Origin of the sequence: Butyrivibrio sp. INlla18 (assembly GCF_900103635.1) — a bacterium.
Lineage (GTDB): Bacteria > Bacillota > Clostridia > Lachnospirales > Lachnospiraceae > Butyrivibrio.
This window is the reverse complement of the sequence record NZ_FMXK01000004.1, coordinates 199,974-223,243: the sequence shown is the minus strand read 5'-3', so window position 1 is coordinate 223,243 and position 23,270 is coordinate 199,974. Positions and strand designations below refer to the sequence as shown.

General features: G+C 40.8%; 24 protein-coding genes and 1 tRNA gene. 23 read left to right on the top strand and 2 right to left on the bottom strand.

Annotated elements, in window-relative coordinates; genetic code table 11:
- Positions 1–56 precede the first annotated feature (56 nt).
- From dnaJ to thiI, 5 genes are all read left to right on the top strand, one after another.
- A complete protein-coding gene (dnaJ, locus tag BLS24_RS02395) occupies positions 57–1,238 on the top strand; it encodes a molecular chaperone DnaJ (protein ID WP_091755826.1) in 1,182 nt (393 codons plus the stop codon).
- A gap of 80 nt (positions 1,239–1,318) precedes the next feature.
- Positions 1,319–2,356: a 50S ribosomal protein L11 methyltransferase gene (gene prmA, locus BLS24_RS02390; protein ID WP_091755823.1), complete on the top strand. Its 1,038-nt coding sequence runs from the start codon at positions 1,319–1,321 to the stop codon at positions 2,354–2,356.
- Positions 2,356–3,108 (top strand): RsmE family RNA methyltransferase, encoded by a 753-nt coding sequence (locus tag BLS24_RS02385; RefSeq protein ID WP_091755821.1) that lies wholly within the window; start codon positions 2,356–2,358, stop codon positions 3,106–3,108. The genes prmA and BLS24_RS02385 overlap by 1 nt, the downstream gene beginning before the upstream one ends.
- A gap of 4 nt (positions 3,109–3,112) precedes the next feature.
- Entirely contained in the window at positions 3,113–4,270 is a 1,158-nt protein-coding gene (locus BLS24_RS02380) for a cysteine desulfurase family protein (protein ID WP_091755813.1), read from the top strand.
- Positions 4,271–4,284: 14 nt separating this feature from the next.
- Positions 4,285–5,487 (top strand): tRNA uracil 4-sulfurtransferase ThiI, encoded by a 1,203-nt coding sequence (thiI, locus tag BLS24_RS02375; protein ID WP_091755810.1) that lies wholly within the window; start codon positions 4,285–4,287, stop codon positions 5,485–5,487.
- A gap of 186 nt (positions 5,488–5,673) precedes the next feature.
- On the opposite strand, the gene BLS24_RS02370 is transcribed toward thiI, so the two are convergent.
- On the bottom strand, positions 5,674–5,904 hold the full coding sequence (locus BLS24_RS02370; RefSeq protein WP_013282005.1) for an HPr family phosphocarrier protein: 231 nt from the start codon (positions 5,902–5,904) through the stop codon (positions 5,674–5,676).
- Positions 5,905–5,996: 92 nt separating this feature from the next.
- Here BLS24_RS02370 and mtaB point away from each other — a divergent pair, with 92 nt between their 5' ends.
- The 13 genes from mtaB (at position 5,997) to BLS24_RS02305 (ending at position 17,559) form a co-directional block, all read left to right on the top strand.
- Positions 5,997–7,349, top strand: coding sequence for a tRNA (N(6)-L-threonylcarbamoyladenosine(37)-C(2))-methylthiotransferase MtaB (gene mtaB / locus BLS24_RS02365; RefSeq protein ID WP_091755801.1), 1,353 nt, complete (start codon positions 5,997–5,999; stop codon positions 7,347–7,349).
- An 82-nt stretch (positions 7,350–7,431) separates the two neighbouring features.
- Complete coding sequence (locus tag BLS24_RS02360; RefSeq protein WP_071177107.1) at positions 7,432–7,707, top strand: IreB family regulatory phosphoprotein; 276 nt, start codon at positions 7,432–7,434, stop codon at positions 7,705–7,707.
- Between the two features lie 4 nt (positions 7,708–7,711).
- A complete protein-coding gene (gene ruvX / locus BLS24_RS02355; protein ID WP_091755800.1) occupies positions 7,712–8,140 on the top strand; it encodes a Holliday junction resolvase RuvX in 429 nt (142 codons plus the stop codon).
- Between the two features lie 25 nt (positions 8,141–8,165).
- Positions 8,166–8,429, top strand: coding sequence for a DUF1292 domain-containing protein (locus BLS24_RS02350; RefSeq protein WP_091755799.1), 264 nt, complete (start codon positions 8,166–8,168; stop codon positions 8,427–8,429).
- Between the two features lie 61 nt (positions 8,430–8,490).
- Positions 8,491–10,170, top strand: a complete 1,680-nt coding sequence (locus BLS24_RS02345; protein WP_091755798.1) for a ribonuclease J — start codon at positions 8,491–8,493, stop codon at positions 10,168–10,170.
- A gap of 21 nt (positions 10,171–10,191) precedes the next feature.
- Complete coding sequence (locus BLS24_RS02340) at positions 10,192–10,692, top strand: endolytic transglycosylase MltG (RefSeq protein WP_091755797.1); 501 nt, start codon at positions 10,192–10,194, stop codon at positions 10,690–10,692.
- Positions 10,685–11,329, top strand: coding sequence for an O-methyltransferase (locus BLS24_RS02335; RefSeq protein WP_091755956.1), 645 nt, complete (start codon positions 10,685–10,687; stop codon positions 11,327–11,329). Before BLS24_RS02340 ends, BLS24_RS02335 begins: the two co-directional genes overlap by 8 nt.
- 8 nt (positions 11,330–11,337) lie before the next feature.
- Positions 11,338–12,564 (top strand): peptidase U32 family protein, encoded by a 1,227-nt coding sequence (locus tag BLS24_RS02330; RefSeq protein ID WP_091755796.1) that lies wholly within the window; start codon positions 11,338–11,340, stop codon positions 12,562–12,564.
- A 98-nt stretch (positions 12,565–12,662) separates the two neighbouring features.
- On the top strand, positions 12,663–14,774 hold the full coding sequence (locus BLS24_RS02325; protein ID WP_091755794.1) for a glutamine synthetase III family protein: 2,112 nt from the start codon (positions 12,663–12,665) through the stop codon (positions 14,772–14,774).
- A gap of 109 nt (positions 14,775–14,883) precedes the next feature.
- Positions 14,884–14,956: transfer RNA gene (locus tag BLS24_RS02320), tRNA-Gln, on the top strand.
- A gap of 69 nt (positions 14,957–15,025) precedes the next feature.
- Entirely contained in the window at positions 15,026–15,760 is a 735-nt protein-coding gene (locus BLS24_RS02315; RefSeq protein WP_091755792.1) for an acyl-[acyl-carrier-protein] thioesterase, read from the top strand.
- 29 nt (positions 15,761–15,789) lie between these two features.
- On the top strand, positions 15,790–16,623 hold the full coding sequence (locus BLS24_RS02310; protein WP_091755790.1) for a CvfB family protein: 834 nt from the start codon (positions 15,790–15,792) through the stop codon (positions 16,621–16,623).
- 9 nt (positions 16,624–16,632) lie between these two features.
- Positions 16,633–17,559, top strand: coding sequence for a CPBP family intramembrane glutamic endopeptidase (locus tag BLS24_RS02305; protein WP_091755788.1), 927 nt, complete (start codon positions 16,633–16,635; stop codon positions 17,557–17,559).
- A 47-nt stretch (positions 17,560–17,606) separates the two neighbouring features.
- Here the strand turns inward: BLS24_RS02305 and BLS24_RS02300 are convergent, their stop codons facing one another.
- Positions 17,607–17,795 (bottom strand): YjfB family protein, encoded by a 189-nt coding sequence (locus tag BLS24_RS02300; protein WP_071177097.1) that lies wholly within the window; start codon positions 17,793–17,795, stop codon positions 17,607–17,609.
- 227 nt (positions 17,796–18,022) lie between these two features.
- On the opposite strand from BLS24_RS02300, the gene BLS24_RS02295 reads away from it, so the two are divergent.
- The 5 genes from BLS24_RS02295 to BLS24_RS02275 are packed head-to-tail and all read left to right on the top strand — an operon-like array spanning position 18,023 to position 23,261.
- Positions 18,023–19,105, top strand: coding sequence for a PucR family transcriptional regulator (locus tag BLS24_RS02295; protein WP_091755786.1), 1,083 nt, complete (start codon positions 18,023–18,025; stop codon positions 19,103–19,105).
- 13 nt (positions 19,106–19,118) lie between these two features.
- A complete protein-coding gene (gene ftsE, locus BLS24_RS02290) occupies positions 19,119–19,859 on the top strand; it encodes a cell division ATP-binding protein FtsE (protein ID WP_071177095.1) in 741 nt (246 codons plus the stop codon).
- Entirely contained in the window at positions 19,849–20,745 is an 897-nt protein-coding gene (ftsX, locus tag BLS24_RS02285; protein WP_091755783.1) for a permease-like cell division protein FtsX, read from the top strand. Before ftsE ends, ftsX begins: the two co-directional genes overlap by 11 nt.
- A gap of 22 nt (positions 20,746–20,767) precedes the next feature.
- A complete protein-coding gene (locus BLS24_RS02280; RefSeq protein ID WP_242872212.1) occupies positions 20,768–21,970 on the top strand; it encodes a murein hydrolase activator EnvC family protein in 1,203 nt (400 codons plus the stop codon).
- Between the two features lie 25 nt (positions 21,971–21,995).
- Positions 21,996–23,261 (top strand): S41 family peptidase, encoded by a 1,266-nt coding sequence (locus tag BLS24_RS02275; protein WP_242872211.1) that lies wholly within the window; start codon positions 21,996–21,998, stop codon positions 23,259–23,261.
- Positions 23,262–23,270: the final 9 nt, after the last annotated feature.

Below are 23,270 nucleotides of genomic sequence, written 5' to 3'. Positions count from 1 at the left end.
TGGCTATTCAGAGTATACTGATTCTAATTGACAGCGATATAAGGTTGAGGAGTAATATGGCAGAACAAAAGCGCGACTATTATGAGGTCCTGGGTGTTAGCAAAAGTGCATCTGAGGACGAGATAAAAAAAGCATATAGAGTACTTGCTAAGAAATATCATCCAGATATGAATCCTGGCGATGCTACAGCAGCTGAGAAATTCAAAGAGGCTTCTGAGGCATATGCCGTACTTAGTGATCCAGAAAAGAAGAGACAGTACGATCAGTTTGGTCATGCTGCATTCGAAGGAGGCGCTGGCGGATACGGTGGATTCGATTTCAATGGCGCTGATTTTGGTGATATCTTTGGTGATATCTTTGGAGATTTCTTTGGCGGTGGAAGAGCTCGTGGCGGTGCCAGAACAGGCCCATCTAAGGGAGCTAATATTAGAGCCAGTGTTAGAATTACTTTCCTTGAAGCTGTTTTTGGCTGTGAAAAAGAATTAGAGCTTACAATGAAAGATCCATGTCCTACATGTCACGGTACGGGTGCTAAGCCAGGAACGTCACCTGAGACTTGTCCAAGCTGTGGCGGTAAAGGACAGAAGATACATATGCAGCAGTCATTCTTTGGTACTATTCGTAACGTTCAGACATGTCCTGAATGTGGCGGAACTGGTAAGGTAATCAAGGATAAGTGCCCAGACTGCCGTGGAACAGGATACATTGCTAATAGAAAGAAAATCTCAGTTTCTATTCCAGCTGGTATAGATAATGGACAGAGTGTAAGACTTCGTGAAAAAGGTGAGCCAGGTATTAACGGCGGACCAAGAGGAGATCTTCTTGTAGAAGTTATTATTTCTGATCATCCAATCTTCCAGAGAGATGGCTACAATATCTATTCAATGGTACCAGTATCATTTGCAATTGCAGCTCTTGGTGGAACAGTTCTCATCGATACTGTTGATGGAAAGGTTGCATATGATGTTAAGCCTGGAACTCAGACTGACACTAAGGTAAGACTTCGTGGAAAGGGTGTTCCATCACTTAGAGATAAGGATACAAGAGGTGACCACTACATAACACTTGTAGTTCAGGTTCCTGAGAAGCTTTCTAAAGAAGCCAAAGAGCTCCTTAAGAAATTTGATGAAAAGACAGGAGATTCACTTACAGCAGCTGAGCGTATGATGGAAGCTGACGGTAAAGACCCGGGAAATGATGGCCCAGGAGGCAAAAAGAAAAAGGGTTTTTTTAAGTAATCTTAATATGATACAATACGCGTGAAGCAGAGACAAAATTCTGCTTCACGCTTTTGTGTGATTAAAAAGGAGCTAAAATTATGAAATGGATGCGCTTTAGAGTTCGTACAAACGAAGAATCAGAAGATATTATCGTAAGTTATTTAGAAGATATTGGATTAGAGGGTGCTCAGATTGAAGACAACGCACCACTTTCTGCTGCAGATAAGGAGCAGATGTTTATTGACGCACCTGAGCTTGAGCCAGATGAAAAGGATACAGGAATTGAGGCTGGCGCAGCATATCTTAATTTCTTCCTTGAAATAGATGATGAGAACATGCTCACTGTTGAGATGCCAAATGATGAAGGAGAGTATGTTAAGGTCAAGAAAACTCCAGAACAGATGCAGGCAGAGATCAAGGAAAAGCTTGATGAGCTTAAGTCTTTTTCTGATATAGGTGATGGCACTATTTCTGTAGATGTTACAGAGGATATTGATTGGATCAATAACTGGAAACAGTACTTCCATAAATTTTATATTGATGATATACTTGTAATTCCGTCATGGGAAAAAGAGAGTAATGAGGACTCTGAGAAGGCGAATATGGTTCTTCATATTGATCCTGGAACAGCTTTTGGTACAGGTATGCATGAGACAACTCAGCTTTGCATCAGAATGCTCAAAAAGTATGTAACTTCTGACACTGAGCTTTTGGATGTAGGAACAGGTAGCGGAGTTCTTTCAATCCTTTCACTTATGTTTGGAGCCAAGCATGCAGTAGGAACTGATCTTGATAAATGCGCAGTTCCAGCTGTAAAAGAAAACATGGAAAACAATGGAATCGCACCTGAGAAGTTTGACATGATGATCGGTAATATCATTGACGACAAGAATGTTCAGGATGCAGTTGGCTATGATAAATATGACATTGTTGTAGCAAATATTTTGGCTAATGTACTTGTTCCACTTACGCCTGTTATCACACATCAATTAAAAACAGGTGGTATTTATATAACCTCTGGTATCATCAATACCAAGGAAGAAGAGGTTAAGAAAGCACATCTTGATGCTGGTCTTGAGATTCTTGAGATCCATCATCAGGGAGATTGGGTTTCAATCACTTCGAGGAAAAACTGATGTATCATTTTTTTGTAGACAGTTCACAAATAACACCTGATTGCAAAAGGGTTGAAATTACTGATAGCGACTACAATCACATTGCTCATGTTCTCAGAATGAAAGTCGGAGAGCAGTTTTCAGTGAGCATACGTGAGGAAGAGGAAGGCAGAGAGCTCTTTTATGAGATAGAAGAAATAACTGACAGCGCTGTCATTGGTAAGCTTTGCTTTATAGAGGAAGTGGGAAATGAGCTTCCTTCCAAGATATATCTTTTTCAGGGACTTCCAAAGGTTGATAAGATGGAGCTCATTATTCAGAAGGCAGTTGAGCTGGGAGCTTTTGAGATCGTGCCTATGTCCACTAAGAGATGTATCGTCAAGCTTGATGAGAAAAAAGCTGAGAGCAAGGTGAAGCGTTGGCAGGCTATTGCAGAAGCAGCTGCCAAGCAGAGTAAACGTGCTATCATTCCTAATGTTCATATGCCTATGACCATGAAGGAAGCTGTTCAATATGCCAAGGATATGGATGTTAAGCTTATTCCTTATGAGATGGCTGAGCATATTGATGAGACCAAGAAGATAATTGAAGATATAGGGCCTGGACAGAGCATTGCTGTGTTTATTGGACCAGAGGGCGGCTTCTCTGAACAGGAGATCGACCTTTGCAACGAGAATGGAATTAAGCCTATTACTTTAGGCAAGAGAATATTAAGAACTGAAACTGCGGGATTTACCATAATCTCGTGGCTTATGTATCATCTTGAAGGATAAAGAAATGGAAGCGTATTTAGATAATTCGGCAACAACAAGAGCTTACAATGAAGTAGCTTCACTTGTTGCCAAGATAATGACAGAAGAATATGGAAATCCATCCAGTGTACATCACATGGGTATGGTATCTGGTGAGAGACTCTCACAGGCTAGAGAGGATATAGCCGCTACATTAAAGGTTGAACCACAGGAGATATTATTTACTTCTGGTGGAACAGAATCAGACAATCTTGCTTTGTTGGGTGTAGCCAAGGCAAATAAGTGGCGTGGTAAACATATAATAACAACTGCTATTGAACATCCTGCGATTCTAGAGACTACTACAGCTCTTGAAAAGGAAGGCTTTGATATCACATATCTTCCTGTTGATGAGACGGGTGTGGTTCAGCTCGAGGACCTCAAGTCAGCACTTCGAGAAGATACAATTCTTGTTTCGATGATGTTTGTAAATAATGAGATAGGTTCAGTTCAAAAGATCCAGGAAGCTGGTGAACTTATCAAGGCATATAATTCCGATATCTATTTCCATGTGGATGCGGTTCAGGGATATGGCAAATTTGTCATAAGGCCTAGGAGCATGAAGATAGATCTTTTGTCTGTCAGCGGCCACAAGATCCATGGACCAAAGGGAATAGGCTTTTTGTATATCAAAAAGGGAACCAAGATAAATCCTATCTGCTACGGTGGTGGACAGCAGAAGGGTATGAGATCAGGAACAGAGAATGTACCTGGAATTGCTGGTCTTGCTCTTGCAGCCAAGATGTGCTACGAGAACTTTGAGGACAAGCAAAATAAGCTCTATGAGCTTAAAGAGTATCTTATAAAATCTCTCAATGAGAGACTTTCAGATATCAAGATAAATGGGCCAGCCTGCAGGGAGGGAGCGCCACATATTGTCAGCGTTTCAATAAAAGGACTTGCAGCAGAGACAGTTCTTAACATGCTTAGCAGCAAGAACATATATGTATCTGCCGGTTCTGCCTGCACATCCAACAATCCACATATTTCAGACACGCTTCAGGCCATAGGTCTTGAAAAGGATTTGCTTGAATCCACAATTCGTATTAGTATGTCATTTATGACTACCAAGGAAGAGATTGATTACTTTTTAGACACGCTGTGCTCACAGGTTGAGAATATGCGTAAGTTCTACCGTCATTAAAGAAAGAGGTTTTTATGCAGTATCATGCTTTTGTAATTAAGTACGCCGAGATCGGAGTAAAAGGAAAGAACAGATATATCTTTGAAGATGCACTTGTTAAGCAGCTTAAGAGAGTGCTTGCAAAGTGCGATGGTAACTTTATTATTTCTAAGGTTGCAGGTCGTATCTATATTGAAGCTGAAGGCTTTGATTTTGATGAGACCGTATCACAGCTCCAGACTGTATTTGGTGTAACAGGAATCTGCCCAGCTGTATCTATCGCAAGAGATGGAGAGAACCATCTTCCAGACGTTGATGGAGTAGCCAAGGCTGTATTAGATTTTATTGATGGCGTATATCCTAACAAGAACAAGACCTTCAAGGTTAAGGTTAGAAGAGTAGATAAGAGCTATCCTGTGGACTCTATGGAGATGGCTGCTGAGCTTGGTGGCAGAATACTTGATGCATTCCCAGAGATGAAGGTAGATGTTCATGAGCCTGAGATCCTCATTAACGTTGAGCTTAGAGAAAAGCTCAATATCTTCTCTGAGATCATTCCTGGACCAGGCGGAATGCCAATTGGAACAGCTGGTAAGGCTATGCTTCTTCTTTCAGGCGGAATTGATTCTCCTGTTGCTGGATACATGGTTGCAAAAAGAGGTGTTGAGATCGAGGCTGTTTATTTCAATGCTCCACCTTATACAAGTGAGAAGGCCAAGCAGAAGGTAATCGACCTAGCCGGCGTTATTGCTAAGTACACAGGTAAGGTTAAGCTTCACGTTATCAACTTTACTGATATTCAGATGTACATTTATGAGAAATGCCCACATGATGAGCTTACTATCATCATGAGAAGATATATGATGAGAATTGCTGATATTCTTGCTCAGAAGTCAGGTTCAATGGGACTTATTACTGGAGAGAGTATCGGACAGGTTGCATCACAGACAATGCAGAGTCTTATGTGCACAGGAGAAGTTGTAACAGATATTCCTGTTTACAGACCACTCATTGCCTTTGACAAACAGGATATCGTAGATATTTCATACAAGATCGATGCTTACGAGACATCTATCCTTCCTTATGAGGATTGCTGTACTATTTTCGTAGCTAAGCATCCTGTTACTAAGCCAAGAGCTGATATCATCAGAAAGCATGAGGAGAATCTTGTAGAAAAGATTGAGGAGCTCATGCAGACTGCTCTTGATACAGACGAAGTTATTGAGATCACAAAGTAAAACCTCAGCAAGTGCTCTGCACTGGGATTCTCACTAAGCTCGGCTAAAGCCTCGCTAAGTGTTCACCCATGGCGCACACTAGCTTCGAGAAAACCTCAGCAAGTGTTTTGCTCAAAAAAAAGACCATCTTAAAATGAATTTTTAAGATGGTCTATAATAATCTTTTAGATGGATCTAATCCAAAGATTAGATCATGTAAGGCTTCAAAATCTCGAGAACCTCATCTGCGCCGTCTTCTGCATGGATGTTGAGATCAATAGGCTTAGAAAGATCTAATGAAAAAATACCCATAATAGACTTAGCGTCGATAACGTATCTTCCAGAAACGAGGTCGAAGTCATAATCAAACTTCGTAATATCGTTTACGAAAGACTTTACCTTATCGATAGAATTTAAAGAAATTTTTACGGTTTTCATTGCGCAAATACCTCCTTCTTTTCTTTATAGTAAACGGAGTAACTGCAAAAGTCAATGACTAACCCTCAACAAAATAAGAAAGAAATGCCAATATGCAAAATAACGTTAATGGATTAAAGGTTGCAATGCACAACCTTGGATGTAAAGTAAATAGCTATGAAATGGAAGTTATGAGCCAGAAGCTTCAGGAACAGGGCGCTATAATTGTGCCTTTTGAAGAGAAGGCTGATATCTATATCATCAATACCTGCACAGTTACTAATATTGCAGATAGAAAGTCAAGACAGATGCTCCATAGATCCAAGAAGGAGAATCCAGATTCTATAGTCGTTGCAGTTGGATGCTATGTTGAGACAGGTCTTGATGGCGTCAAGAAAGATGAATGCATCGACCTTGCTATTGGAAATAACAAGAAATCAGAGATAGTGGATATCTTAAATGAGTTCATCGAAGCCAAGAATGAAGTTATAGATAAGACTCTTTTTGGAAGTACTATCATCGACATCAACCATACCAATGAATACGAGAGCATGACATTAAAAGAGCTTCCTGAACACACAAGAGCTTATATCAAGATTCAGGATGGATGTAACCAGTTCTGCTCATATTGCGTCATACCGTATGCAAGGGGAAGAGTCAGAAGTAGAAACATGGATGAGATTCTAGCTGAGATCGAGGGACTTGCTCAGAAAGGCTGTAAGGAGGTTGTTCTTACAGGTATACACACAAGCTCTTATGGAATAGACTTTGGCAAAGCTCAGCTTATTGATCTTATTGAAAAGATAAATGAGATTCCGGGAATAGAGAGAATAAGACTTAGTTCATTGGAACCTAGGATTATCACAAAGGAGAATGCTAAGAGATTAGCTGCACTAGATAAGCTTTGTCCACATTTCCACTTATCACTTCAGAGTGGATGCGATTCAGTCCTTAAGAGAATGAACAGACATTATACAGCTGATGAATTCAGAGAAGGAGTAAGGCTTTTAAGAGAAGCTTTTGATAAGCCAGCTATTACTACTGATGTTATCGTGGGATTTCCTGGTGAAACAGAGGAAGAGTTTGAAGCTTGCCGCAAGTTCGTAGAAGAGATCCAGTTCTATGAGATGCATGTATTTAAGTATTCTCCAAGAAAAGGAACTGTTGCCGCAGGAATGCCTGATCAGCTCACAGACAGGGAAAAGTCCAAGAGAAGTGAAGTGCTTCTTAACATGACAAGGCAGCATTCCAAGGATTATAGAGGAAAGTTTATCGGAACAGAGCTCACAGTTTTGTGGGAAGATGAAGAAGAGATTGGTGGTGAGTCTTATATCATCGGACATACTGACAGATATGTCAGAGTGGCACTGCGTTCATGTGACAAAGAGAGCTACAAAGCAAGCACTGGAGCCATTTCTACAGTTGTTCCAACAGCCTTCCTGACTCCCGATACATTGCTTATTTGAATTAGTTAGTGTACAATTATTTTTGGAACATATTGAGCCTTTGGGCTTATTTGAATAAAAAAAATACGAATGGAGAGATGATATGGCAGAGCAGAATTTAGAGAACACCCAATTCTTCAAAGTTGAAGTCGAGCCTGAAACTGGCGTCAAGATGGTACTATCTGTAGTATATGATGCCTTGCTTGAAAAGGGATATAATCCTGTTAATCAGATTGTTGGATATATCATGTCTGGAGATCCTACATACATTACAAGTCACAAGGGTGCCAGAAGCCTTATTATGAAGGTTGAGCGTGATGAACTTGTTGAGGAGATGCTCACAGAGTACATCAAGAGCAACAACTGGGCTAGAAAGTAATATTATGCGAATCATGGGTTTGGACTACGGTTCCAGAACAGTTGGAGTTGCCATCAGTGATGAGCTTCTTTTAACTGCTCAGGGCAAAGAGATAATCCGTAGAAAAGAAGAAAATAAGTTAAGAAGAACAATGGCTCGAATTGAAGAGCTGATTCAGGAGTACAACGTTGAGAAGATGGTACTTGGCCTTCCTCTCAACATGGACCAGACTCCTTCGGAGCGTTCAGAGCTTTGCCTTGAGTTCAAGGACAAGCTTGAGCGCAGAACAGGAATCCCAGTTGTAATGTGGGATGAGAGACTTACGACTGTAGAAGCGGACGAGATCATGGATGAAGTCGGCATCAGAGGTCGTGAGCGCAAAGAGTACGTAGATATGATAGCAGCGCAGATAATTCTTCAGGATTATCTGGATAATAGCAAAGATAAAGCCTGATGATATTCAGGAAATGGTGAAAGATTTGGAAAAGATTTTATTTAGCCCAGATGGGGGCGAACCAGTAGAGTTCTACTGCCTTGAACAGACAAGCCTTGGTGGCAAGACCTACCTGCTTGTTACAGATGAAGAAGATGGTGACGGAGAGGCGCTTATTTTACGCGACGACTCCGATATTAAAGATGAAGAAGCGGTTTATGTGATTGTGGACGATGACCTGGAGCTGGAAGCTGTTGCAGGTGTATTTCGTAAGCTGCTTTCTGAGGATGGAATAGATCTTGATGCCTAACGGGGAGTGTGGTTGACAGCTTTTTCTATTCCTCCGCCAACGTATAAATGGAGGATTTAATTTGAGTAAAAAGAAAACTGAAAATAGCTCCAAGCTGCAGATCATCCCACTTGGTGGTCTTGAGCAGATTGGAATGAATATCACTGCCTTCAGGTATGAAGACAGTATTATTGTAGTGGATTGTGGTCTGTCATTCCCTGATGATGACATGCTTGGAATCGACCTTGTAATCCCAGATATCACATATTTACAGGAAAATATCGACAAAGTAAAAGGCTTTGTTATAACACATGGTCATGAAGATCATATAGGTGCACTTCCTTATATTCTTCATGAACTCAATGTCCCAGTGTATGCCACAAGACTTACTATGGGTATCATTGAGCACAAGCTTGAGGAACACAACCTTCTCAAGAAAACTCGCAGAAAAGTAGTCAAGTTTGGACAGTCCATTAACCTTGGACAGTTCAGAGTTGAGTTCATCAGAACTAATCACTCAATAGTCGACGCAGCAGCTCTGGCAATATATTCACCAGCCGGAACTGTAGTCCACACAGGAGACTTTAAGGTTGATTACACACCAGTATTCGGTGATCCTATAGATCTTCAGAGATTTGCTGAGATTGGTAAAAAAGGCGTTCTCGCCCTTATGTGCGACTCAACAAATGCTGAGAGACCAGGATTTACAGCTTCTGAGAGAACAGTAGGAAGGGCTTTGGATTCTCTTTTTGAAGAGCATGAGAACCAGAGGATCATTGTTGCTACATTCGCTTCCAATGTAGACAGAGTTCAGCAGATCATTAACACAGCTCATAAGTGCGGCAGAAAAGTAGTAGTAGAAGGCCGTAGTATGGTGAGCATCATTGATATTGCTCAGAAACTGGAATGTATCCAGATTCCTGAGAACACACTTATAGATATCGATCAGCTCAAAAACTACCCTGAGAACAAGACTGTTATCATTACAACAGGTAGCCAGGGTGAGAGTATGGCCGCTCTTAGCAGAATGGCCAGCAGTCAGCACAAGAAGATCACCATCGGTGCTGGAGACACTGTTATTTTCTCTTCTCATCCAATTCCAGGTAATGAGAAGGCTGTTACTAATATCATTAACGAACTTCAGATGAAGGGTGCAGATGTAATCTTCCAGGATGTTCATGTATCAGGACATGCCTGCCAGGAAGATATTAAGCTCATCTATACACTTGTTAAGCCAAAGTACTCAATTCCTGTTCACGGTGAGTACAGACACCTTATTGCTCAGAGCAACATTGCAAGAGATCTTGGAATTGCTAAGGAGAATGTATTTATTCTTCATTCTGGTGATATCCTTGAGCTCGATGAAGAGAGCGCTAAGGTTAAGGGTAAGGTTCCTGTAGGAGCTATCCTTGTTGATGGTCTTGGTGTAGGTGACGTAGGAAATGTCGTTCTACGAGACAGACAGCATCTTGCTGAGGACGGAATCGTTATAGTTGTATTTGGCCTTGATAAGGAAAGTGGACAGCTTATTTCAGGACCTAATATTGTTTCAAGAGGATTTGTATATGTCAGAGAGTCAGACAAGCTCATTGATGATGCTACAGATCTGGTTTACGACGAACTTATCGAAGCTACTGATAAGGGCATAACTGATTGGAATAAATTAAAAAATATTGTCAAAGATGTCTTAAGCGATTATATTTGGAAGAAGACAAAGAGAAGACCAATGATAATGCCAATAATAATGTCTACAAATATTTGAGGTCTTTAGGAGAAGTATTTTATGAATACAAAGAAACTCGGCTTGGGCATATTGGACACCGTAGTTAAGATAGTTTTCATCATCATTGTTGCTATGCTGATCATTAAGTATGCTAAGGTTGCTTACAACTATGGCTATCATATCTTTAATCAGACAGCAGTATCTTCCGGAACAGGAAGAGAAGTGACTGTAACTATCTCAGAGGGTGATTCAGTAGGTCAGATCGCAGATAAACTTGCAGAAGTTGGACTTATTACAGATAAGCTTTTGTTCAAGCTTCAGGAGAGATTCTCAGAGTACCATGGAATGGAACAGCCAGGAACATATACTCTTAGCACAGCTATGACACCAGAGGAGATGCTCTCTGTCATGTCTGGTGGTATCAAGAATGGCGAGGAAGCTTCAGGTGAAGAGGACGCTATAGGAGAAGGTGCTACTGAGGAAACAGAAGTAACAGAGGAAACACAAGAAACACAAGAGACAGAAGCAGTAGAAAATTCTGAGGAATCTAATGGTGATTGAACAAGATAGAATGACGGCATTCATCAATTCGCTTGATCAGGGCAATGCTCCTTATCTTGATGAACTTGAAAGGATAGCCAAAAAGGACGATGTCCCTATCGTGCGCAAGGATTCTCAGGCACTACTCAAATTTCTGATGGCACAGGCAAGCCCAGTAAACATATTGGAAGTTGGCTGTGCTACTGGTTTCTCAGCTCTTTTGATGGCTGAGTATAGCAGAGATGATGCCAAGATCACCACGATAGAAAAATATGAAAAGCGAATCCCTATAGCCAGGGACAACTTTATAAAGTACGACTCAAAACATAAAATCACACTTTTGGAAGGTGATGCGACAGACATTTTAAAGACGCTTACTCCAGGGTATGATTTTATTTTTATGGATGCAGCAAAAGGTCAGTATATCAACTTCCTGCCAGAGTGTTTAAGGATACTTAATAAGGGAGGCCTTTTGGTATCAGACAATGTCCTTCAGGATGGAGACGTCATAGAATCAAGGTTTGCTGTAACCAGAAGAGACAGAACAATACACGCTAGAATGCGTGAATATCTATATGAGCTAAAGCATAACGATATGCTTAACACGGTTATTTTGACAGTTGGAGATGGAATGACTCTTTCTGTAAAGGTGAAATGAGGTAATTTATGAAAAAACCAGAATTATTGATTCCGGCAAGTAGTTTGGAAGTATTAAAGACAGCGGTAATGTTTGGTGCTGATGCTGTATATATTGGTGGTGACGCCTTTGGACTTCGTGCAAAGGCCAAGAACTTCAGTCCAGAAGAGATGAAAGAGGGAATTGAGTTTGCTCATGCCCATGGGGTAAGGGTTCACGTAACAGTTAATATCCTTGCTCACAACTATGATCTTGATGGCGTTGAGAAGTATCTCCATGAGTTAAAAGAGTTAGGGCCAGACGCGCTCATCATTGCAGACCCTGGTATCTTCATGAAAGCCAGAAGGATCTGTCCTGAGATAGAGATCCACGTATCAACTCAGGCCAATAATACAAACTACGAGACTTATAATTTCTGGCATGATCTTGGAGCAAAGAGAGTAGTTGCTGCAAGGGAACTTTCTCTTAGAGAGATCAAAGAGATCAAGGAGAGGATCCCAGAAGATCTTGAAATGGAGTGCTTCATTCACGGTGCTATGTGCATTTCCTATTCAGGAAGATGCCTTTTGTCTAATTATTTCACAGGGAGAGATGCTAACAGAGGTGCCTGCACGCATCCATGCAGATGGAAGTATGCAGTTGTTGAGGAGCAGAGACCTGGCGAATATCTTCCAGTTTATGAGAATGAGAGAGGAACCTACATCTTCAATTCAAAGGATCTGTGCATGATCGAGCATATTCCTGAGCTTGTGGATGCCGGAGTAGACAGTTGCAAGATAGAGGGCAGAATGAAAACAGCTCTTTATGTAGCGACAGTTGCTAGAACCTACAGAAAAGCTATCGATGATTACTTTGAGTCTGAAGAAAAGTACAGAGAGAACATGTCATGGTACCTTGATCAGATCTCAAGATGCACATACAGACTCTTTACTACAGGTTTCTATTTTGGCAAACCTAGTGATGAAGCTCAGATCTATGATAACAATACTTATGTTAACGAATATATCTATCTTGGAATAGTTGGTGAGGTTGATGACAGAGGCTTTGCCAAGATCGAACAGAGAAACAAGTTCTCGGTTGGCGATGAGATAGAGATCATGAAGCCTGATGGAACAGATGTTAAGGCTAAGGTAAATGGAATGTACACTGAGGATGGCGAGAGTGTTGACTCTTGCCCACATCCAAAGCAGGTAATCTTCCTTGATCTGTCGGTTAAACCAGATAAATTCGATATTTTGAGAATCCCTTCTGAATAATTTTTGCAAAAGAAATCAAAAAATACTACAAGTTTTAATACAGTTGTTGTAAACTCAAGGGTAGCGTAAGCTAGTTAAACAAAGGAAGGGATGCATTGATGAACAATAAGGTGAATGTTGAAGAAATCTTCGGACAGAACGTCTTTACTCTTGCTAAGATGAGAGAACGTCTTCCAAAGAATGTCTACAAAGAAGTTGTTAGTGTTACAGAACATGGTGGTGAGCTTTCCAAGGAATCTGCTGACGTAGTTGCGAATGCAATGAAGGAATGGGCAGTAGAAAACGGAGCAACTCACTATACACACTGGTTCCAGCCACTTACTGGAATCACAGCTGAGAAGCATGACTCATTTGTTGGAAGTGCTGACAAAGATGGAAGAATGCTTACTTCTTTTTCTGGAAAAGAACTTATCAAGGGAGAACCAGATGCTTCATCATTCCCTTCAGGTGGTCTTAGAGCAACATTCGAGGCCAGAGGCTATACAACCTGGGATATTACATCACCAGCATTTTTGAAGGAATCAGGAGCTGGTGTTACATTATGCATTCCTACAGCTTTTTGTTCATATACAGGAGAAGCCTTAGACAAAAAGACTCCTCTCTTAAGATCCATGGAGGCTGTTAACAAGCAGGCTCTTAGGATCGTCAAAATGTTCGGCAATACAAATGCCACAAAGGTTAACGTTTCAGTAGGACCAGAGCAGGAATACTTCCTTGTAGACTGGGACAAGTCAATGAAGCGTGAGGACCTTATCTTTACAGGCAGAACTCTTTTCGGTGCGCCAGCTCCTAAGGGACAGGAGATGGAGGACCACTACTTTGGTGTAATCCGTGAGAGAGTCGGCGAATTCATGAAAGATCTCAACGTAGAATTATGGAAGCTTGGCGTTCCAGACAAGACTCAGCACAATGAGGTTGCTCCTGGACAGCACGAGCTTGCTCCAATATATGAGACAGCTAATATCGCAGTTGATCACAACCAGATCATCATGGAGACAATGAAGCGTGTGGCTGAGCACCATCACATGAGATGTCTTCTTCACGAGAAGCCATTTGCAGGTGTGAACGGTTCAGGTAAGCACGACAACTGGTCTCTTTGCACAGATGATGGTGTGAACCTTCTTGATCCAGGTGATACACCAAACAAGAACATCCAGTTCCTCTTTGTTCTCGCTTGTATTCTTAAGGCAGTTGACAAGCATGCAGATCTTTTAAGACAGAGCGCTTCAGACGTAGGAAACGACCACAGACTTGGAGCTAATGAGGCTCCTCCAGCTATTATGTCAGTGTTCCTTGGCGAGCAGCTTGAGGACGTAGTTAGACAGCTCATCGAGACTGGTGAAGCTAAGTCCAGCAAAAAGGGTGGCAAGCTCAAGACTGGTGTATCAACACTTCCTCAGTTTGAGAAGGATGCTACTGATAGAAACCGTACATCACCATTTGCATTTACTGGTAATAAGTTTGAGTTCAGAATGGTTGGATCATCAGATTCAATGGCAAGCTCAAATACTACTCTTAATACGATCGTTGCTGAAGCTTTCTGTGAGGCAGCAGACAGACTTGAGAAGGCCAAGAATTTCGATGTGGAAGTTCATGACATCATCAAGGAGTACATGACTGAGCATCAGCGCATCATCTTCAATGGCGATGGATACTCAGAGGATTGGGTAAAAGAGGCCAAGAAGAGAGGACTTCCAAACATCAAGTCCACTATTGAGGCAGCAGATACCCTTACAACCAAGAAGGCAATCGAACTCTTCGAGAAGTTTGGCGTATACACAAAGGTTGAGCTTGAATCAAGAAAAGACATCATCTTTGAGACATATGCTAAGACTATCAATATCGAAGCACTTACAATGATAGATATGGCTTCCAAGCAGATCATTCCAGCAGTTATGAAGTACGCTGGAAGACTTGCGACAGATGTTAATGCCATCAAGGCAGCAGGCGTAGACGCTACTGTACAGCAGGATGAACTGAAGGAGATCCAGACTCAGCTCGGTAACATGAAGAAGGCTTTAGATCAGCTCAAGACATGTGAAGAGAAAGCTGGCAAGATTACAGACCACAGAGAGCTTGCTTTCTTCTACAAGGATAAGGTAAGACCTGTTATGGATGCTCTCAGAACACCTGCAGACAAGCTTGAGATGCTGGTTGACAAAAAGGATTGGCCATTCCCAACATACGCAGATCTTCTTTTTGAAGGCTGATAATATCTCGTGAAATGTAGATAAAATAAGTGATTGTGAGGTTTTTAGAAAAATTTGAAAAAAGTACTTGCATTTTTCTAAAACCTCACGTATAATCATTTCTTGTCGGTGGGCTATCGCCAAGCGGTAAGGCAACGGACTCTGACTCCGTCATTACGTAGGTTCGAATCCTACTAGCCCAGCTAGAAACGAGATTGGAAACAATCTCGTTTTTTTTATATCATTAGGAAATTCGATTGGAGACTATAGGCATGTATTCATTTAATTCCAGAATTAGATACAGTGAAGTAGATAGTAACGCAGAGCTTACCCTTGAATCTCTGATCGATTACTTTCAGGATTGCTCAACCTTTCAGACTCAGGATGGTCCAGCTACTATGGAGTATCTTAGAGAGCAGAATATGGCTTGGGTATTAAACTCCTGGCAGATCACCATCAATAGATATCCTAAGCTGTGCGAGCATGTCACCATAGGAACAGTTCCTTATATGCTCAAAGGCCCTTTGGGACTTAGAAATTTCTTTATGGATACTGAAGATGGCGAGAGACTTGCCATAGCCAATTCTGTATGGACATTATTTGATTTCGAAAAAAATGTCCCTGTGAGAGTAACTCCAGTCATCATAGATGCCTATCCTCTAGAAGATAAGCTTGAGATGGAATATGGAGACAGGAAGATCAAGATCCCTGAGACCGGTGAGAAGATAGCCTGCGAAGAAATAGTAGTAAGAAGGCATAATCTTGACACCAATAACCATGTAAATAACGGCCAGTACATCAGAATGGCAATAGACTGTCTCGAAGACAAGAGCAGAAAAGTAACTTCAATGCGCGCCGAGTACAAAAAACAGGCAAGACTTGGGGACATTCTTTTACCGGTTGTTATAAAAAACAAAGAAGTGGATAATAGTATATATACTGTGAGCTTAAATAACACAGAAGGCTCACCAGTATGCATTGTAGAACTAGTAGTTAGTGATAATTGACATCGCTATATTTTTTGAACGGAGGACTTATGATCAAATTAGGTGAAAAACAGACGCTAGTAGTAATCAAAGAGGTGGATTTCGGCGTATATCTTGCTGAGAGCATGGACAGTGAGGAGAAGGTACTCCTTCCTGGCAAGCAGGTTCCAGCAGATGCTAGGCTCGGCTCTGAGATAGAGGTCTTTATATATAAAGATTCAGACGACAGACTTATTGCAACAACTACAACTCCCAAGATCATGTTAGGAGACGTCAGAAGACTTAGGGTAAAAGAACTCAGTAAGATCGGTGCATTTATGGATTGGGGTCTTGAAAAAGACGTACTGATGCCATTTAGAGAGCAAAGGGGCAAGATAAAGGTTGGTGACGAGGTGCTATGTGCCCTTTACATCGATAAGAGTAGCAGACTTGCTGTAACAATGAACGTTTACAAATATCTTTTGGACAAGAGCCCTTATTCAAAAGATGATAAGGTTATCGGAACTGTCTACGAGATGAGCGACAACTTTGGTGCTTTCGTTGCGGTAGATGACATCTATTCAGGACTTATTCCAAAGAAAGAGCTCTATGGCAATATTCAGATCGGTGACGAAGTTAACGCCAGAGTAACATCTGTCAAAGAGGATGGAAGACTTAACTTAAGCATTAGGGAAAAGGCTTATCTTCAGATGGATGATGACGCCAAGAAGGTTCTTGAGATGCTTGATGATAATGGAGGGAAGCTTCCTTTCACAGATAAGGCATCACCTGAGCTTATCAGGGAAAAGACGCATATGAGTAAAAATGAGTTTAAGAGAGCTATTGGAAGACTTTTAAAAGAAGGCAAGGTTGAGATAGGCAAAGATTCCATTATCAGGAAGTAAGGAGAAAATATGGATTATAAGCGTGCCAACAGAACTTATCTTTACATGATAATAGCGACTTTGGCTTTAGTTCTTTTGATCAGCTATTATTATGCAGTTACTGGAAGATCACTTTCAATTTTTATGGATAACCTTCTATGTGAGCTTGTTATATTATTGCCAACATTGGCGGTAGTTTTATTTAGCGGAGAAAAGATATCGAATGTTATTCCAATGAGAGGCATAAAACCAGCTTCTATGGCACTTACTGTGGCTTACCTTTTAGCTCTTTTTCCATTGGTTACATGTGTGAATTACATCTCAATGTTTTTTGTTGAGAACATGGTAAGCTCTATAAGTGACGAAGTTCTTGCTATGCCTATGTGGATGATGATCCTTTCAATGGGACTTATTGGACCATTTATCGAAGAGATAGTATTTAGAGGGGTGATATTCCATAGTTACAAAAAGACAGGAAGAATAGTCGGCTCCATTATTCTTTCTTCAGTATTGTTTGGAATGATGCACCTTAACTTCAATCAGTTTGCATATGGTGCGGTAATGGGCGTAATGTTTTGCCTTTTGGTTGAGGCAACTGGAAGTGTCCTCACATCATTTATTGCCCATGCGCTTTTCAATACCATTGAAGTTATAGTGATGTACACTGCATCAGGAACTGTTGGTGAAGCAGATGTGGTCGTAGAGAATGTGGTCGGAGATCACAGCATCTGGGTGCTCCTCACATTCTATTTTGTCTTGGCTGTTGTGTTTACTACTGCAGCGCTTTATATAGTCCGTAAGATTGCCGACATTCAGGGTAGAACGGATTATTTTAACTACATTCGTAAGAGCGAAAAGCAAGGCTATAAACTGATCACGGTGCCTCTTGTGATAGCAGTAATGATCTCGGTGGCATACATGTGCTTTGTGGCATATATATCGAATTACACTTACTAAAAAACAAATGCTCCAGGAAGACCTGGAGCATTTTTGTGATGGCTCGATTAGATACGAATGTCAATGTTTGAACCGATATTAGGATTTACAGAAAGTTCTGAGACAGCATCAATGCTCTCTACCAATCCACTTCCTACATCTTCCATGAAATCAAGGTTCTTGGATAGCATAGCAATCCCAACATCATTTAAGATTCGATTTTGGGAAAGAGCCATCGATAAAGCTGGAATATCCATATTCACCTCCTGTGCCAAAGGGCACACTTAACTTTATCCTATCTATTATATCGGATTCTTTAGAGGGTAAGTTGATACCAAAAAGAGTGAACTGTTTTTGGTACTTTTGACTAGGAAAATTGAAAAGTGTACAAAAAACACCCTTTAAATAGTGGATTTTTTTGTACATTTATATTAAAATGCTATGTATACCATTCGCAGATAGAAGACTGCAGAAAGAGTGAAAAATGATTTCGAATCAAATTCTTCAGAACACCATTGATGGGTTAAAAAACATAGCGCATGTTGATCTCTATGTGCTTGATACTGATGGTAAGGAGGTTGCAGCTACAGCCAGCGATATTGGCAATGTAACAGCTGTAGCCAGAGATTTCGTTGACTCACCCGCTGATTCACAGGAGATCCAGGGCTTTCAGTATTTCAAGATATATGATGAACAGCAGCTTGAATACATTCTGATCTGCACAGGTTCAGGTGAGCATGTTTATATGCTCGGCAAGATGATCGCATATCAGATCCAGAGTCTTCTTGTGGCTTACAAGGAGAGATTTGACAAGGATAACTTTATCAAGAACCTTCTTCTTGATAATCTTCTTTTGGTTGATATCTATAGCAGAGCCAAGAAGCTTCATATCCAGACTGACGCTAAGAGAGTTGCTATGATCGTTGAGTCTATGAACGGAAGGGACAACAATGCCCTTGAAGTTGCAAGAACTCATTTTGGCAACGGAACAGACTTCGTTACAGAAGTTGATGAAGATAATATTATCGTAGTCAAGGATGTTACTGATCTTGGCAAGCCTGGCGAGATCGCTAAGGTTGCAGAAGAGATGCTTGCAACTCTTGAAAAAGAGGGACTTTCAGGAGTAAGAATTGCATATGGAACAGTTGTCGGGGAGATCAAAGAGGTCAGCCGTTCCTACAAAGAAGCAAAGATGGCTCTTGATGTTGGAAAGATATTCTTTGACGAGCGCAAAGTTATCTGCTACAGCGAGCTTGGTATCGGAAGACTTATTTATCAGCTTCCTATTCCTCTTTGCAAGATGTTTATCAAAGAGATATTCGGCGGCAGAAATCCTGATGATTTCGATCAGGAGACACTTACAACTATCGATAAATTCTTTGAGAACAGCTTGAACGTGTCAGAGACATCAAGACAGCTCTTTATCCACAGAAATACACTCGTGTATAGACTGGATAAGCTTCAGAAGAGCACAGGACTTGACCTTAGAGTATTTGATGATGCCATCACTTTCAAAATTGCTCTTATGGTTGTAAGATACATGAAGTACATGGAAAAGTTTACTTGATCAGGAGATAGGTATGGAAAAAGGATACAGAAAAAGAAGGACTTCTAGACAGATTCCTGATGATGAAGTCATCACCCTGGAGAATGTCACTAAGTCATATTCTACAGGTGCACCTGCATTAAACGGGGTCACTCTTCACATAAAAAGAGGTGAGTTCGTATTTATCGTAGGTGATAGTGGATCTGGTAAGTCTACACTTATAAAGCTTTTACTTAGAGAACTTGTACCAACAGACGGTGAGATCACTGTTCTTGGTTACAACTTAAAGAAGATCAAACACAGAAAGATTCCTAAGTTCAGACGTAACCTTGGAATCGTGTTCCAGGATTTCCGTCTTCTTAAGGACAGAAATGTTTATGAGAACGTTGCCTTTGCACAGAGGATCGTTCAGACTCCAACAAGGGAGATCAAGAGAAATGTTCCATCAATTCTTGCGACAGTTAACCTTGCTGGTAAGTACAAAAATAAGATAAATCAGCTTTCGGGTGGTGAGCAGCAAAGAGTTGCTCTTGCCAGAGCTTTGGTAAATAAGCCAACAATTCTTTTGGCCGATGAGCCTACAGGAAATCTCGATCCAAACAATTCATGGGAGATCATGAAACTCATGGAGCAGATCAATGAGAATGGCACAACAGTTATCGTTGTAACTCACAACAGAGAGATCGTTAATGCCATGAAGAAGAGAGTTATCACCATGAAAAAAGGCGTCATCATAGAGGACGAGGAAGAAGGTATGTACATCGATGAGGATTAGTAGTTTCTTTTACACCATCGGACAGGGCTTCAAGAATTTAGGCAGAAATAAGTGGTATACGCTTGCTTCTATTGCAACAATAAGTGCTTGTTTGTTTTTGTTCGGACTTTTTTATTCAATAATCACGAACTTCCAGAATGTAGTCAAGACTGCTGAGGAAGGCGTTTCTGTAACAGTTTTCTTTAACGAGGGAATTGGCGAAGAGCAGATCCTTGTTGTTAAGAGCGACCTTGAGAAGCGCCCAGAAGTTAGAGAGATCGTATATGTATCAGCAGATGAGGCTTGGGAAGGTTTCAAAGAGGAGTACCTCGGCGAATATGCTGATGGCTTTACTGAGAACCCTTTAGCAGATTCAGCAAACCTGCAGATATACTTAAATGACGTATCAATGCAGGGAGCATTAGTAACATATATCGAGTCTATTGACGTTGTAAGAGAAGTTAACCGTTCAGAAGTAACGGCTACAACTCTTAGCGGTCTTAATATGCTCATTGCATATATTTCTGCAGGTATCATCATTATTCTTTTGCTGGTATCAATATTCCTTATCAGCAATACAGTTACAATGGGTATAGCTGTCAGAAAAGACGAGATCAATATTATGAAATATATTGGAGCAACGGACTTCTTCGTAAGAGCACCTTTTGTAGTTGAGGGTATTATTATCGGAATCATTGGTTCACTTATTCCGCTGGTTATCATTTATTTCGTATATACCAATGCAATCTCATATATAGTATCAAAATTTACAATGTTGTCATCTATCTTGAATTTCCTGCCTGTTGAGATCATATTCAACAAGCTTTTCCCAATATCACTTGCAATTGGTATTGGTATCGGATTTTTCGGAAGTTTTACAACAGTAAGAAAGCATTTGCATGTATAAGTTTTTTACCAAGAAACAAGGCTTGAACAAAAGAATAATTACGCTTTTACTATGTGCAGCTATTGCAATCTGTACTTTTGCCAATAGCTGCATTACTGCTACTGCGGAAGTAACAGAAGAAAGTATCAAGGCCAAAGAGGAACAGATATCACAGGCCAAGAAGGAACGTGATAACTTAAGCAGTGCCAAGACTAATCTTGAGAAGGTCAAAAAAGATCTTGAAAAGAGTAAGTCTGACTTAAACACTTACATTACTCAGCTTGATGCTTCTCTTACAGATATTCAGGGCAAGATCGACTCTTTGAATGACCAGATCACTGCCAAAGAGCAGGAGATCGAGACAACAGAAAAAGAGCTTGAAGAAGCTGAGCGTATTCAGCAGGAACAGTATGAAGCCATGAAAAAGAGAATCAAGTTCCTGTACGAGCGCGGTGATACTATCTATGTGGAACTGCTCATTGAGTCTGGAAGCTTTTCGGATATGCTCAATAAGGCTGAATATATTGAGATGTTATCTTCCTATGACAGAAAGAAGCTTAATGAGTATATAGCAACAACAGAGCTCATTCAGATGACCAAAGAGGCATTAGAAGAGGAAAAAGCTACTCTTGATGCTGCTAAGGCAGAAAAAGAGCAGGAGGAAAAGAACCTTCAGTCTCTTCTTGATACTAAGGAACAGGAGCTTTCAAACGTTAAGAGTGATATCTCCAGTAAAGAAGCGGCTATTGCTGAATATGAGGCTGAGATCAAAGCTGAGAACGCAGCTATTGCAGCTCTTGAAAAAGAGGTTGCAGCTGATAAAGCAGCTCTTTATAGCAAGTATATGTATGATGGCGGTATGTTCACATGGCCATGTCCATCATATACCCGTATTTCAGACAACTATGGAATGCGTGTGCATCCTACTCTTGGAATTGAGAAGATGCACAATGGTATTGACCTTGCTGCTCCAGCAGGCTCTTCAATATTGGCAGCTTATAACGGCACAGTAGTTGCGGCAGATTACAATTCATCAATGGGTAACTATATCATGATCAACCATGGTGGCGGATTGTACACGATCTACATGCACTGCTCTGCATTGTATGTTTCAAAAGGACAAGATGTAACATCAGGAACCAAGATAGCTGCAGTAGGTTCTACCGGAAGATCAACTGGTAACCACCTGCACTTTGGCGTTAGATTAAATGGAGCTTATGTAAGTCCATGGAATTACCTGAAATAAATACAACCTTGTAGAGGTGTTAAAAGTGGATAATAACGAGATTATTGAACAGGATAATGTTCAAGAAAATGAACAGGGCGTAGATCTTAAGAGCTTACTTACCAGACGCCTTGTGGCAGGAATCCTTATCGGATTTTTGTGCTCAATGTTTGTATGCTCAGCTGCAATTCTTTTCCTGACATCTAATGTGTTTGGATTTGGCAATGATAACAGCGAGCTCCTGACAAAAGAGACAGTAAACAAGATCAAGAAGCTTGAAGCTGTAATAGATTCGAACTATTACAAGACTGAAATAGACAAGGAAAAAGAGACAGACGGTCTTTATAAAGGCCTTTTGGATTCCCTTGGAGATCCTTACTCAGTTTATTACACTGAGGAAGAGCTTAATGATCTTATGACTGATACAGCTGGTGTTTACTACGGAATCGGTGCATATGTGGGCGTTGATCAGACGCTGAATTATCCTAGAATTTCTGGTATCATTCCTGGAAGTCCAGCAGAGGCAGCAGGTATTTTACCAGAGGATATCATATATGAAGTTGATAAAGAGAGCACTCAGGGCCTTGAACTTGAAGATGTAGTATCAATGATCAAGGGTGAAAAGGGCACTTCAGTACATCTAACGCTCTTAAGAGGCTCAGATGCTGAAGAGGTAGAGGTTGATGTAATAAGGGATGCCGTAGAGGTTCCAACTGTTACTACAAAGGTGATGGATGATGGAATTGGATATCTCCAGATCACTGAGTTTGATGATGTCACACCTGACCAGTTCATTGAGGGAATGGCAGAGCTTAGAGAGTCTAATATCAAGGGACTTATTATCGACCTTAGAAGTAATCCTGGCGGAAGTCTTCAGGCAGTATGCGAGATTGCAAGACAGCTTCTTCCACAGGGTACGATAGTTTATACAGTTGATAGAGACTGTAACAGAGAAGATTATACTTGCGATGGTGAGCATGAGATCGATATACCTGTTGTTGTTCTGGTCAATAAGTACTCTGCTAGTGCTTCTGAGATATTATCTGGTGCCCTTAAGGACTACAATAAAGCCAAGCTTGTTGGAACAACTACCTACGGAAAGGGAATTGTTCAGAGAATCTTTGATCTGAAGGATGGAACAGCTATTAAGCTTACAGTTAGCAGCTATTTTACTCCTAATGGTGTTAATATCCACGGAGTTGGTATCGAACCTGATGTAGAGGTTGAGTTTGATGCTGATGCCTATTCTGAGGACAAGACTGATAATCAGCTGAATAAGGCTGTGGAAGTGATCAAACAGGAAATGGATTGACAAGATAAA